The 13,489-nt window shown below is 40.0% G+C and carries 15 protein-coding genes and 2 pseudogenes; 15 read left to right on the top strand and 2 right to left on the bottom strand.

What is annotated here, in order from left to right:
• Positions 1–14 precede the first annotated feature (14 nt).
• A complete protein-coding gene (locus QNH28_RS17410; protein ID WP_283907805.1) occupies positions 15–1,106 on the top strand; it encodes a glycosyltransferase family 2 protein in 1,092 nt (363 codons plus the stop codon).
• Complete coding sequence (locus QNH28_RS17405) at positions 1,106–1,726, top strand: glycerol-3-phosphate acyltransferase (protein WP_283907804.1); 621 nt, start codon at positions 1,106–1,108, stop codon at positions 1,724–1,726. The genes QNH28_RS17410 and QNH28_RS17405 overlap by 1 nt, the downstream gene beginning before the upstream one ends.
• 95 nt (positions 1,727–1,821) lie before the next feature.
• Here QNH28_RS17405 and QNH28_RS17400 read toward each other — a convergent pair whose 3' ends face one another.
• Positions 1,822–3,330 (bottom strand): MFS transporter, encoded by a 1,509-nt coding sequence (locus QNH28_RS17400; protein ID WP_283907803.1) that lies wholly within the window; start codon positions 3,328–3,330, stop codon positions 1,822–1,824.
• Positions 3,331–3,445: 115 nt separating this feature from the next.
• On the opposite strand from QNH28_RS17400, the gene QNH28_RS17395 reads away from it, so the two are divergent.
• The 12 genes and pseudogenes from QNH28_RS17395 to QNH28_RS17340 form a co-directional block, all read left to right on the top strand.
• The gene (locus QNH28_RS17395) at positions 3,446–4,264 is read left to right on the top strand and encodes a MerR family transcriptional regulator (RefSeq protein WP_283907802.1); all 819 of its coding nucleotides are present in this window, start codon (positions 3,446–3,448) and stop codon (positions 4,262–4,264) included.
• 283 nt (positions 4,265–4,547) lie between these two features.
• On the top strand, positions 4,548–5,375 hold the full coding sequence (locus QNH28_RS17390) for an AraC family transcriptional regulator (RefSeq protein ID WP_283907801.1): 828 nt from the start codon (positions 4,548–4,550) through the stop codon (positions 5,373–5,375).
• Positions 5,376–5,461: 86 nt separating this feature from the next.
• A complete protein-coding gene (locus QNH28_RS17385; protein WP_283907800.1) occupies positions 5,462–6,445 on the top strand; it encodes an iron-siderophore ABC transporter substrate-binding protein in 984 nt (327 codons plus the stop codon).
• 29 nt (positions 6,446–6,474) lie between these two features.
• Positions 6,475–6,840, top strand: a complete 366-nt coding sequence (locus tag QNH28_RS17380) for a cupin domain-containing protein (protein ID WP_283912190.1) — start codon at positions 6,475–6,477, stop codon at positions 6,838–6,840.
• A gap of 190 nt (positions 6,841–7,030) precedes the next feature.
• A complete protein-coding gene (locus QNH28_RS17375) occupies positions 7,031–7,453 on the top strand; it encodes an SRPBCC family protein (protein ID WP_042189115.1) in 423 nt (140 codons plus the stop codon).
• Between the two features lies 1 nt (position 7,454).
• On the top strand, positions 7,455–7,787 hold the full coding sequence (locus tag QNH28_RS17370) for an ArsR/SmtB family transcription factor (protein ID WP_283907799.1): 333 nt from the start codon (positions 7,455–7,457) through the stop codon (positions 7,785–7,787).
• A 344-nt stretch (positions 7,788–8,131) separates the two neighbouring features.
• Complete coding sequence (locus tag QNH28_RS17365) at positions 8,132–8,260, top strand: hypothetical protein (protein WP_283907798.1); 129 nt, start codon at positions 8,132–8,134, stop codon at positions 8,258–8,260.
• 4 nt (positions 8,261–8,264) lie between these two features.
• Positions 8,265–8,816, top strand: a complete 552-nt coding sequence (locus QNH28_RS17360; protein ID WP_283907797.1) for a cyclic nucleotide-binding domain-containing protein — start codon at positions 8,265–8,267, stop codon at positions 8,814–8,816.
• Positions 8,810–10,146 (top strand): annotated as a pseudogene (locus QNH28_RS17355) (cysteine peptidase family C39 domain-containing protein). Before QNH28_RS17360 ends, QNH28_RS17355 begins: the two are co-directional and overlap by 7 nt.
• Positions 10,074–10,340 carry an ABC transporter transmembrane domain-containing protein gene (locus tag QNH28_RS17350; protein ID WP_283907796.1) on the top strand — a complete coding sequence of 89 codons (267 nt, stop codon included), beginning with the start codon at positions 10,074–10,076 and terminating at the stop codon, positions 10,338–10,340. Before QNH28_RS17355 ends, QNH28_RS17350 begins: the two are co-directional and overlap by 73 nt.
• Entirely contained in the window at positions 10,325–11,203 is an 879-nt protein-coding gene (locus QNH28_RS17345) for a peptidase domain-containing ABC transporter (RefSeq protein ID WP_283907795.1), read from the top strand. The genes QNH28_RS17350 and QNH28_RS17345 overlap by 16 nt, the downstream gene beginning before the upstream one ends.
• 443 nt (positions 11,204–11,646) lie before the next feature.
• A pseudogene (locus QNH28_RS17340) lies at positions 11,647–11,823 on the top strand (daunorubicin/doxorubicin resistance ABC transporter ATP-binding protein DrrA); the annotation flags it as partial.
• Here the strand turns inward: QNH28_RS17340 and QNH28_RS17335 are convergent.
• Positions 11,818–12,471 carry a TetR/AcrR family transcriptional regulator gene (locus QNH28_RS17335; protein WP_283907794.1) on the bottom strand — a complete coding sequence of 218 codons (654 nt, stop codon included), beginning with the start codon at positions 12,469–12,471 and terminating at the stop codon, positions 11,818–11,820. The pseudogene QNH28_RS17340 and the gene QNH28_RS17335 sit on opposite strands and share 6 nt — an antisense overlap.
• Positions 12,472–12,668: 197 nt before the next feature.
• On the opposite strand from QNH28_RS17335, the gene QNH28_RS17330 reads away from it, so the two are divergent.
• Positions 12,669–13,454, top strand: a complete 786-nt coding sequence (locus QNH28_RS17330; RefSeq protein WP_283907793.1) for an SDR family NAD(P)-dependent oxidoreductase — start codon at positions 12,669–12,671, stop codon at positions 13,452–13,454.
• Positions 13,455–13,489: the final 35 nt, after the last annotated feature.

The raw sequence follows: 13,489 nt of genomic DNA, 5'->3' as shown, positions 1-13,489 counted from the left end.
AGGGGGGGAACCGTATGTGGTTGTTAATAGTTATAGGAGCTGGATGTCTCTCCGGTTTTATTTTGTTCAGAAAAAATACTTTGGCCACTTATCACGAGCCTATTCAAGGACCGGAGAAATTGTCCATCATCATTCCCGCTAGAAATGAAGAATATAATTTGCGCTTTCTGCTCGATTCACTTCAGTCTCAGACCATTACACCTTATGAAATTATTGTGGTGGATGACTTCTCGGAGGATCGGACGAAAGAAATTGCCGAGAGCTATGGGGTTAAGGTTATTGCGAACAGCAGTCTCCCAGAAGGCTGGACAGGAAAGAGCTGGGCAGTTTGGAATGGATATTTACAGGCCTCGGGCGATATTTTTGCTTTTCTGGATGCGGATATCCGATTGAAGCCTAACGCCTTGGCCTCATTATTAAAAGCAAGGGAGCTATCGAAAGGTGTCATTTCGGTAGTTCCTTTTCATCATACAGAAAAGCTGTTCGAGAAGCTCGCCTTAATCATGAATATGCTGGGGATCTTTACGTTCACCTCGGTTTTTGAAAGGAATAACGCCAAAAAAGGGCTGTACGGTTCGTGTATTTTGGCTTTAAGGCAGGATTATGAAAAAGTTAATGGCCATCAAAGCATTAGATCTGAAGTGCTGGATGATTTGTCTTTAGGAGAAAAATTTATTGCGGCAGGTGTTCCGATCACCAATTATATCGGGTATGGCTTAGTATCGTTTCGCATGTATCCGAAGGGAATCAAAAGTGAAATTGAGGGCTTCAGTAAAGGGGCTGTCTTAAGCACTTCAACGATAAGCCCGAAGACCATTATTCCAATCGCGCTTTGGGTTGTCGGCCTCATCGTCTCAGAAACCGTATTTATTTTTGCGAATACTTCATGGGGATTGCCGTTACTCGTTGGTTATCTACTTTATATGTTCCAGCTGTTTTATTTTATTAAATATGTTGGCGTATTTGGCATTGTTATTCCTGTATTTCACGTGGTGGCAACTCTTTTCTTTATCTTGATCATGCTTTATTCGATATATCAGGTCGTTTTTCTGAGGCATGTAAGCTGGAAAGGAAGGCAGATCCAGGTGGGAGGCCATAGGGACTAATGATAATATTGTGGATCGCGGGTTTATTTTTGTCGGGATCTCTTATGTTTTCCTATTGGCTTGGTCTAGCGCGTAAAAAGAATTTGAAAAAGATTGGTGACGGTAATCCGGGAGCTTTGAATCTTTGGAAATCGTCCGGTTATAAATTCGGCATTTTGGGGATTATATTGGATTTTCTAAAAGGGTATCTACCACTTCTATGGGTAATGGAAAGTCAACATAGTCGGGGGTATTTCATTATTCCGTTAGCTTTAGCTCCCATCGCGGGTCATGCCTTCTCTCCCTTTCTTAAAGGAAAAGGTGGGAAGGCAATTGCCGTAACCTTTGGGGTATGGAGTGCATTGACAGGATTCAAAGCCTCTTTAGTGTTAGCTGTCATTCTAGCAGTGCTGAAGGTGCTCGGCAGTTGGTACAAAAGCAGAGGGAATTCACCTGTATCGGATGGTATGCAAGTGGTTAGCGGAATGCTACTTCTTTCCGTTTATTTGTGCATCTGGCTGTGGTCTGCTCCTATCATGTGGGTATGGCTTGGAAGCTTTGCGATCCTTGTGTATAAGCATAGGTTAGAATTGGCAGTGTGGGTGAGGAAGTATTCATCAAGGAAACGAAAAGGAACATAATATAGGCTTGGTATAAACGAGGGTGTCCCAGCAGCTATCGCATAGCTGTTGAGACACCCTTGTTTGGTGAAGCAGTAGCTTCGTCTTTTCTAATATTAGTGTTCTAGGATTGAGGATTTACGTTTTGACACAGCACGGATTATAAACGCAGAAGCTAAAAGAATAATTGTTGCAATTGCAAGAACAACAATAAACGATTTATCAAAAGCCGATTGTGCGGCATTAACGAGTGTAGACCCAGCTGCAGTAGGCATGTTTTCTGCGGCTAGAAGAGCTTCGTCAAGGCTGTCACGAACGATCGGCGGGACTGATAACCCATCAGGGAGAACTAACGATGTTGTATAGATGAATGACGCAAGACTGCCCAAAAGTGTAATGCTTAGTGTGCTTCCAAGTTCGAACGATACCTCCTCTATAGATGCAGCCATGCCAGCTTTTTCGACAGGGACATTTAGCATGATTGAATTTGAGGCGGCAGTCATTGCTCCTCCAAGTCCTGCACCTAGAATCATTAAGGCTACGAATTGTAACAATATATTCCCGTCATGGCAGAGTAGAAGAGTACCCATTCCTATAGCTGACACTAACAGACAGACCCACTGTACTTTTACCTTGTCCACACGATGCAACACTAGTCCGATGAGTATCCCTGAGATGAAGGACGCTATCGAAGTGAATACAACATACAAACCTGCTTCCAAGGGTGAATACCCAAGAACAAGCTGGAGCCGCTGGGTGACGATCAGTTCCATTCCAATAAGCGCGAAACAAGATAATAGAGCTGTAGCCACTCCTGTAGTAAAGTGGGAGTCTCTAAATAACGAAAAATCGATTAATGGATTCTGGCTCTTACGTTGATGCCGCATAAATATGATCATCGCTACGACACCAATCACGGCAGATAACAAAGCGATAGCAATTGAACCTTCACGTCTGCTGATCTCCTTAACTGCATAAACAAGGGCAACCAGACCAATCATAATTTGAACGGAACCAATGAAATCCCATTTTTTATTCTTATTCCCTTTAAGATTTGGGATTAGTAAGATGGCTAAGATCAGTGCAAAAATAACTATAGGAATATTGATGAGGAACACCGATCCCCACCAGAAATGCTCCAATAATAAGCCTCCAATGAGTGGTCCCATTCCTGCACCGACTGAGGAGACGGATGCCCAAACCCCAACGGCTAATGAACGCTCGCGCTCATCCGAAAAGGTAGTTCGAATAATGGAGAGTGTTGCGGGCATCATCATAGCTGCACCAATAGCTAGTAGGGTACGCGCAGCAATAAGCACGAGAGGTGTCGGCGCGTAGGCAGCGATTAATGAAGCTAACCCAAAGATAGTAAGTCCCATAACAAAGAGCTTTTTATGCCCAAGACGATCGCCTAGTGTGCCTAGACCGAGTAATAATCCTGCCATTACGAGTGGATAAATATTTACGATCCATAGTTTTTCCGATGCAGAAGCAGCAAGATCATGCGTTAGCCGTGGTAGAACCGAATAAAGTACGGTCATGTCAATGACGATCATAAAGAGTGCGCTGGACACAATCGCCAGCACGATCCAGCGTTGAAGTTTAGATAGATTTGATGAAACCATGGGTAATCCTCCTAAGTTGATAGTAGCTGATAGCGTTACCTTGACAAGGTAATGGTGTTCCCGTTATTGTACTTTGAGGTATAGGGTAACCCGATAGTCAAGAGGAGTGATTTGAATGTCTATAGATTATGATCAATACTTTACGACGAGCGAATTCGCAAAGGTATGTGGGGTAACGAAGCATACGTTATTCCATTATGATGACATTGGTATATTAAAACCGGAGATCGTGAAGGAAAACGGATATCGTTATTATTCCTATAAACAGTTTTATACCTTTGATATTATTGCCGTATTGAAAGGGACAGGAACAGCTTTAAATGAGATCAAAGAATATATAAAAGATCAAAACACCTTGCATTTTTTATCCATGCTTAAGCAAAAACAGCTCCAGTTGGTTGAAGAACAAAGAAAGCTAGAACGAATGCAAAGGCTTTTACAAGGGGCTATAGATAATACGAATCGTGCACTTCATGTTAATTGTGGAGAACCATGGGTCGAGGAATGTGATGAAGAGTATTTTGTTGCGGTTAGACTTTTGAAGGAGAAAGGTGAGAAGGATCATGTTCGAAAAGTATATCGAATCTTCGATTATTGTGATGAGCATCATCTTGAATATGACTTTCCGATAGGTTCGATTATTTGTAAAAGCAGTGTGGAGGAAGGCGACTATAACCCGGATTATTATTGTAATAAAATCAATGAGAAGCATAATGGAGAGTTACTCTATATCAAACCAAAAGGTAAATATTTGATCATGAATCACAAGGGATCTTACGAAAGCTTACCTGCGTCCTATGAGAAGCTAAAGTCTTATTTTGCTGAAAATGATTTACTCATAACGGGAAATGCTTATGAGTATGAATTGCTTAGTTATTTAGCTGTAGGGGATCCAGATAAGTATGTTATTCAAATTGCGATTCAAACCTTTTGAGGTTTAGAGCATTGGATAGACTTTTAAATTGGCTTACAAACTGACACGCTTGGGATTCCGAGCGTTTTTTTTATGGATACCCGATGGATGGAGCATTAGTTAGATTGTGACATTTTTATTGCTTATATTAATTGACAATGATAATCATTATTATTAATGTGTAAACAGGCGTGAATCCTTATACTCACCTTATTGACGCCAATACCTTTGAGTTGGTGCACTATGATTGAATTTTTTGGTGCTTATACATAGAAGAGACTACTATTGAAATGAGGTAGGCATTGTGAAGATAGATGTTAATCAGTTAGCAGAGCATTTTGCACACACTCCATTCCAAGTAGAAGGAGTATATCGCTATGCTGAAAATCCAGGTGTGCCTTACGCTGACTATACAGATTCTTTTCCTGGATTTGTGTTTCCACTTACAGGAAAGATTAAATTTAAATTTAATGGCACGCCCTATATTTTTTCGCCAGGAAAAGTTGTGCATGGGGGTGCGAAAATGAAACTAGACCAAAAAATGTTAGGTAGAACCAATTGGGAATATATTCTTGTTCAATATCGGATATGTAACTCAGAACTAAAAGAGTCAAGCTTTTCTCATCAGCATTTTGAATTATTAACTGGTCAATCTCCTCGTCTTATTGAATTAATTATGCGTCTTTGGCATGTGTATAATCAGCGTGGAGGCATTTCGATGTTTCAGACTGAAATGTTGTTTCGCGAAGTGCTAAATGAGACCTTATTATGTGTTATTAATAGGGAAGACAGCTGTGAATCACATACTTTATTCGAGCGAGTATCTAATTATATTCATCAAAACTATGATCAAAGTCTTACAATAGCTTCGCTTGCAGAACAAAATAACGTTAATCGAAATCGACTTTCTTACGTATTCAGAACACATGCCGGTATGGGACCAGCAGAATATTTATTAAAATATCGTATAAATATAGCGCAAGAAATGCTATTTACAAGTGATGCGCCTGTACAACAAATTGCGCAAACGGTTGGAATGGCTGACCCCTTTTATTTTAGTAGAGTGTTCAAAAAACAATGTGGCATTTCTCCTACCGAATATCGAGCGAAGTTCATCAATAATCCATGGTAAATTCAACCTGCATCCATTCTTATCTAAAAACTACTTTACTATAATAATGGTTAAGCAAAGAAACTATTATGTTGGAGGAATTTCGTATGAAAAAGATTAGAGGACTGCTAGTCGCAATAATATTATTAGCAGGTATACTAGCGGGTTGTACTGAAACACCTGCTGAAAATAAAGAATCAACTAAAGAAGGCGCATCTTCAACAGCAGTTAATGTAGATGCAGCTGATTGGCCAAGAACCTTTAAGGATGCCTTAGGTAAAGAAATTGTTATCGAGAAAAAACCAGAAAAAATAGCTTCGCTATGGTATTTTTATCCTGAAATATTAGTTGCATTAGGTGAGCCACCTGCTGCATCTACTGAAAAAGAGTATCTATCTTCTTTATCTTATTTAAAGGGAAAGCTGGATTCAACTGAAGAATTAGGAGATAAAGTGTCTCCTAGCATTGAGAAAATTCTATCTATTAATCCTGATTATATTTTAGCAACAGAGCATCATGAAGCAGTGTATGATTCACTAGATAAAATTGCACCAGTCATTACGTTAAAATACAAGGACATCTATGAAGATTGGCAATATGGACTCCGTACAGTAGCCAAGATTATTGGAAAAGAAGACGAAGCGGAAAAAGTAATTGATAAAATGATGAAAGATATTACAACTGGGCGTGAAGCATTAAAGTCGATGGAAAGAGAGACAGTAGCGCTTATATTGTCTTGGGATGGAAAAACTTTTAATGTTCTGGGTGAAGGAAATCCAGTCTATAAACTTGCGTTTGATAAAGAAAAGGGACTGGGGCTTACACCGGATGATACATATACAGGTAATAATAATGAATTTACTTCGTTTGAAGGATTATCAACTGTTCAAGCAGACCATATTTTCCTTATAGGTGACATTACAAAAAAGGAGGAATTAATGAATAACTTAAAACAAAGTAATGTGTGGAATGCTATGAATGCCGTAAAGAAAGGCAATGTCTATTTAATGGATAATTCCGCTATTACTGGTGGACCATTAGCAGTTGAATATGCTCTACAAAATATATTATCCGCATTGCTTAAGCACTAATAAGTTGAGGAAAATAAGGAGTGATTACAATCCATTATCAAGCTATTAATCTGAAAGATAAGTTATCTAATTTTAACGACCTTTGGTCTCCGAAAGTCATTGGTGAAATGAATGACTATCAATTTAAACTTATTAAGATCACTGGGGATTTTGAATGGCATGTTCATCAAGATACCGATAAGGTATTTTTCACGCTCGAAGGGGAGATGATTATTGATTTCCGTGATGGTCAGGTTAAAATCTCCAAGGGTGAGATGTTTATTCTCCCAAAGGGAGTCGAGATGAAGCCCTCCGCTGAAAAGGAATGCCATATCATGTTGGTGGAGCCTAGAAGCGTATTAAACACTGGCGGTACTGAGTCCGAATTAACAGCAGCCAATGATACTTGGATCTAGTGTTTGTTACTAGTACTCTATCAACTTTAAATGTATAGACTATGATATTAAGGTTCTACTGTATTTAAAATGTAAGGCTTTCCTCCACTATTCCCATAACGTTTCTGTAAATTGACATAACACCAAATGGTGTTATAATAAATAACGAAACCAAAAGGTGTTACATTAAAAAGAATTTTGGAGGCCATTTATGCAAACTCAAGGACCACTACAAGATATTCGTCAAACAATTACACTCAATGCACCCATTGAAAAAGTATGGAAAGCTGTTTCCACTGCTGAAGGAATAGCTGCCTGGTGGATGCCAAGTACATTCGAGCCAGTGGTAGGTCATGAGTTCATTCTACATGCTGGACAATTCGGGGATTCCCCATGTAAAGTTACAGAGATTGATGAACCGAATCGTGTCGGTTTTAATTGGGGGAAGGATTGGCATCTTGCTTTTGAATTGAAAGAGATTAATGGGAAAACGGAGTTTACCGTGATTCATTCTGGATGGGACCCTGAAAAGGTTACTGAATTTGGTCAACCGCATCCTATCGTTCGTGGCTTTATGAATGGCGGCTGGGAGAAAATCGTCCAAGAAAAACTTCCTGCATATATCGAGGCTTAACATGCCTGTCGCTGAATCTGGACATGATGTATTTCAAGCGATAGCAGATCCTACCCGCCGCAGTCTGCTAAAGCTGCTTGCTAATAAGGAAATGTCCATAGCATCCATCTCGGACTGCTACCCGATCAGCCGAACCGCTGTTAATAAGCATTTACAAGTATTGTCCGATGCACACCTTGTTAGCAGTCAGAAAGTCGGTCGGGAGACTAGGTACAAGCTTCAGCCAGAGCCTTTGCTAGAGCTTCAAGATTGGCTTACCTTTTTTGAACAATACTGGGCTAATAAACTGTCTGCGCTTAAAGAATATGTTGAAGCAGATCATAACAATGAATGATAAACCGGGAGGCGTGAGATCGCGCTTCTCGGTTTTTTTGATGCATTGTACAAAAATACATTTCATACGAATGGTGGGCTTGCTGTATTTGTATTTATGACGCAACACAACTATAGTTGCTTGTTAAACCTCGGAATTCCCTTTATCCTAAAAGGTAATTATTGGGGGTGAATTGAATGTCAGAAAACGTTAATTGAAAACTACGTCACCAAGTGCTATCAAAAATGGAAGAACAATCTTTAATGGTTAGTTTTATCTCAACCGAATTTCAGCTAATCTTTATAATCACCCCATGATGATGTATAAGGGGTGATTTTTCATTAATTTTAAATGAGGTTATAAATATGTCCCTAGAAACGATCGTCGCACTTACGGTAGACGGGAAGTCTATTAGCCTAAATGAAGTCTTACGTTATGCTAGAAATCATCAGTCTATTTCTGCTTTACATAATAAACCAGGTATCTCTTTTTGATGTAATGAATGAACAAGAGAAGCTTCTCTTGTCGCAGCGACTTACAGTGGTTAACTTTGAAATGGGGCAGACCATTGTTCATACCGGGGAGCAGATGAATGCTTTTTATATTATTGTATCCGGTCAAGCTAGACGAATTAAAGAGCTGGCTGACGGCAATGAGATGAATCTCGGATTACTCCAGACGGGGGAACATTTCGGAGAAAGTGCTTTGTTAAATAACGAAACGACGGACATTACGATTAGAGCATCGACAGAGCTTCAGCTATTGAAGCTGTCTAAAGAAGATTTTATTCAAATGCTGGAGACTCGCCCCGATCTAAGTATATATATGAATCAATATATGGCTTCTGATGCGATGCGTATTTTTTTGAAAGGCTCTACTATTTTTTCTAACATAGAATATCAAGTGCTTCGTTCACTGCTCGATAAAATTACAGTTTGTGAATACACAGCAGGAGTGTCAGTTGTAACAGAGGGCGAACCAGGGGACGCATTTTACATATTAAGATCAGGGCAAGCAGAAGTGGTAAATGAAGCCCAGGGGTACTGCTAAATAAGCTGCAAGCGGGTGATTTTTTCGGAGAATTAGCGCTGCTAAAGGGAGAAACTCGTATAGCTACGGTTAGAACGTTAGAGAATGCTACGCTTTTTCGTCTTTCAAAAGAAGATTTTGATCATCTCATAAGTGAATATCCGAAAATCAAGGAAGCGATTCTTCGGATTTCTTCGAATTACAGTGGCAGTAATCTCCTCGATCAGAAATCTGAAGAATTTTTAGAGCCACCATTAGAACCAAGCGAATCTATTTCGATAGTCAAATCACCTATAAAGGGACAAATTAAATCTAAGCCTGCAAAACCTTGGCGAAGACTCCCCTTTATTTTGCAACAAAGCGAAATGGACTGTGGCCCCACTTGCATAAGTATGATATGCAAATATTACGGTGCTGCTGTTCCAATTAATTATATTAAATCCAATATGCAACTCTCTAGATCGGGAACGTCACTCCAAGACTTGCAGGAAAGCGCTCGATCTCTAGGGTTTGAAGCAGAGGGGATAAGAGGTACTCTCGCAAATCTAACCGATATCCAGCTTCCAGCCATTGCGCATTGGAAAGGGAATCACTATATTGTCGTGTATCGGGTAACGAAAAAGCATGTATATGTGGCAGATCCTGCAATTGGTGTGGAGAAGCTTACGCATGAACAATTTGCTGAACATTGGAAAGGGATGCTTCTGACACTTACCCCAACTATGGCATTAAAAGAGTCCACTTCCCGCGGCTCCACATTACAAAGATATGCCGCTTATCTGAAGCCGCATAAACGTGTGCTAGGGTATATTTTGCTACTGTCCATTGTGATTCAGCTAATTTCGCTGTCTTTACCGATGATTACCCAGCTGGTAATGGATAATGTATTGGTCCATCGTAACGAGCAACTGCTAATGATATTAATGTCTACTATGCTAGCTATATCTTTAGTTAACGGTCTATTTATGTTCGTTAGACAATGGATATCATCAAAAACCGCGCTGCAAATCGACACGAATATGGTAGAAGCGTTTTATAAGCATCTGCTTGGATTACCTCTATCTTTTTTAATGAACGTACTGTGGGCGATATCTTAACTAGGGTGAACGAAAATGAAAAGATAAGGCAAATCCTCACCTCAGGGGCCACTAATTTAATTTTAGATATTATTACAATCTTAGTTTATAGCTCGTTAATGCTGTACTACAATCCAAAGTTATTTTTTATGGCTGCGGTAGTAGAAAACAATTTCAAGCGGAGGCCAAATCAGAATCAACAATGGTGGAGACTGCCAACTATATCGCATCGGTTAAGGCACTTACTGCTGAACGAACCGTCTTTAATCAATTGAAAGCTAAATTTAAAAATGCGATGGAGCTACGTTTAAAAGGGACGCTTCTTTGGGTTATTGCTGAAACAGGTGGAGAGTGGATACGTACGCTAGGAACGATTACAGTTTTGTATTTTGGTTCCCGCTATGTACTTCAAGGTGATATGTCCGCAGGGGAATTGGTTGCTTTTACTTTGTATTGTTATCAACGGTAACGCAGTCGATCTCTTATATTATCCACATGCTTGATGATCTGATGGAAGCACGTATTTCTATGGAAAGATTAGATGATGTATTTCAATCACGCCTAGAGCAGTCAGAACAATCCCAGCTTAGAACACTTGTGAACATGAAGGGACATGTCTCTTTTGAGAATGTGACCTTCCGTTATGAGGGGGATGGGAAGAATATTTTGCAGAACGTTAATTTAGAGATCATGGCGGGTCAAACTGTTGCATTGGTAGGACGAAGTGGATCAGGGAAAACAACGATTGCGAATTTACTAATGAATTTGTATTCCCCTTCAAGTGGAACGATACGTGTGGATGGACATGATCTGAGAACGATAGATGCACTTTCTTTACGCCAAAAGATTGGGGTTGTGCAGCAAGATACAGCTATTTTTCGGGGGACGATTCTTGAGAATATCGCTTTTGGACAGGAGGATGTCGCTTTTGGCGAAGTAGAAGCCTCTGCGATGTTAGCGGGTGCTCATGATTTCATTAATGAACTTCCGCTTCGTTATGATACGATGATCGGTGAAGGTGGAATTAGACTCTCTGGTGGGCAAGCCCAAAGAATCGCGATCGCACGAGCGCTGCTTGGTAATCCACCGTTATTGGTGTTTGATGAAGCAACGAGCGCATTAGACACGGAGTCAGAACGGAAAATTCAGAATAATATGGAGCTTATTGTTAAAAATAGAACCACGCTAATCATCGCGCATCGTTTAAGTACAGTTAAGCATGCAGATCGTATCGTTGTGCTCGATCAAGGTGTAACTGTGGAAAGCGGAACCCATGAAGAGCTTTTGCAGGCTAAAGGTCTGTATTATTATTTAGTCAGTCAGCAATTATGAACGTAAAAAAATAAACCACTTGCTCATGTGTATCGGACTCAGATGCAGCTATTTGCTCATTTTGAGGCTTTTGGGGCGAGTTGCGGACTCGAGAGACGTTAATTATCATAATCAGGGGCAATATTGTGTGTTTTCAGTGCAATAAAGTCCATGGAGTCCGTCAGCATTCCTGAACAGCGCAATTGTTAGTAATAAGGGTTATAGTGTCCGAACGTACTGCTGGTCAGGTAATAGATGAACATAAGGACAGAGCAGAAGCATTTTTTAAAAAAATAACGGCGTAGCATTAAGCTACACCGTTATTTGTGCATTTACAGGAAAACTTTCAACGGAAAGCAGATCTCATTTATAAAAGCAGCTTTTAACCTTAGTTTAAATTCAGTTTATAAATGGCGTTTATCAATCATCACAATATAATCTGAAACGTTGGAGGAATTACAATGATGCATGTACAGAACAAGATTCTAACACCAGACCATGACGAGTGGGCCGTCGAGGCGCGTGGACTGGTCAAAACATTCGGTGACAATCGCGCGGTGGATGGCGTGAATTTGAACGTGAAAACAGGTACGATTTATGGTGTCCTTGGTCCAAATGGGGCCGAAAAGACTACTTTAATTATCGCTTCTAAAGAACGAATGAATTAAATTGGATACTGATCTATCATACAATGTTTTAGCAGTTTCTTCAATTTGAATATGTCCCCCCAAATGCAGATGAATGACGCCATGCAATGACGCCCACACCAGGTTCACAACAAGCAGGGGGTCTTTCTCGTTAATAAGCCCTTGTTCGATGGCTTCTGTAATAAGGGCTATCACTTGTTGTAGTGCCGTAAAGATAGCATGTAAACTTTCCTCCTCCGGTTTGAATTCGCTAAAAGCCCCTCCGAACATAACCATATAATAGCTGGTATGATTCCGTGAGAAATCCCAATAAGCTTGTCCAAGAGCGCGAAGAAATAAATTTAGATTGTCTTGTTTTGGAACCGCTTGAAAGGCAGCGGCCAACAATTTACACCCTTGCAGAAAAAGCTCCTTCGCTAAACCTTCCTTGTTTCCAAACAAGTTATAAATGATTTTTGTGGGACATTCCATTTTTTCAGCAACCTTGCGAATGGTTACACCTTCAGGTCCGGATTCATGCATAATGGCCGCAGCGGCTTCGATAATATTCAGTCTTAATATTTCTGCATGCTGTAGTTTTGCTTTTGGGTAGGTTGTAACGGATTGAGCATCTATAGAAGATACTTTGGACGATTTTTGCATGTAGTTTCACTTCCTTAGAACTTTACTTTAGCTTTTTTCAAATAGCCGTTATTTCTAAACCTTATTTTACTGATGTAGAAGAGAAATAGCCAATAATTAAATGTAGAATTTTATTTGACAACGCAACCTCACTTGGATACAATGATTCATATTGAAACACTGTTTCTAGATGGTCATTAAAGGGAGAGATGATAGCAATGATTACAATTCAAAATAAATGGACGTTGATTACAGGTGCTTCTTCAGGAATAGGTGAAGCGTTTGCTCGAGAACTTGCAGCCAAAGGAAGTCATTTGATATTAGTCGCCCGTTCCGAAGATAAATTGATTGCTTTAGCGGAAAAATTACAAAGAGAATTTCATATTCAAGCGGAGGTTATCGTTGCTGATTTATCGCAAGAAGGTTCTCCTAGCAGGCTCTATCAACAATGTATGGAACGTGGTCTGAACGTTGATATTCTTATTAATAATGCAGGTTTTGCTACGTATGGGCTTTTTGAACAACTGTCTGGTCCAAGACAACATGAAGAGGTGATGCTAAATGTTTTGGCGGTAGTAGATCTGACCCATTTATTTTTGCCAGAGATGTTAAGAAGAAAAAGCGGAGTGATTATAAACGTTGCATCAACAGCAGCATTTCAACCTCTCCCTAATATGGCTGTATATGGAGCGACAAAAGCTTTTGTATTATCATTTACACAGGCTCTATGGGAGGAAAATAGAAAACGGGGCGTACAATTTCTTGCGCTATGTCCGGGGTCTACGGAAACAGAATTTTTTAATGTTGTGGGAGCTGAAGAAGCTTCTGTAGGGAAACGAGACACTCCAGAAAATGTGGTTCAAGTCGCTCTTCGGTCGCTTCAAGCTAGAAAAGTATTTGCTATCCCAGGATTTACAAACTATATTTCAGCTCAAATGTCACGTTTCTTCACACGTAAACAAATGCTTTATTTTGTAGGACGTATGCTCCGTACGCGACATTAATAGGTCAATATTTTGCTTCGATGAAGTAAACGCAC

Source organism: Paenibacillus sp. G2S3 (assembly GCF_030123105.1).
Classification (GTDB): Bacteria; Bacillota; Bacilli; order Paenibacillales; family Paenibacillaceae; genus Paenibacillus_AQ.
The sequence above is the reverse complement of the archived record's forward strand: the minus strand, read 5'-3'. Positions and strand labels throughout refer to the sequence as shown.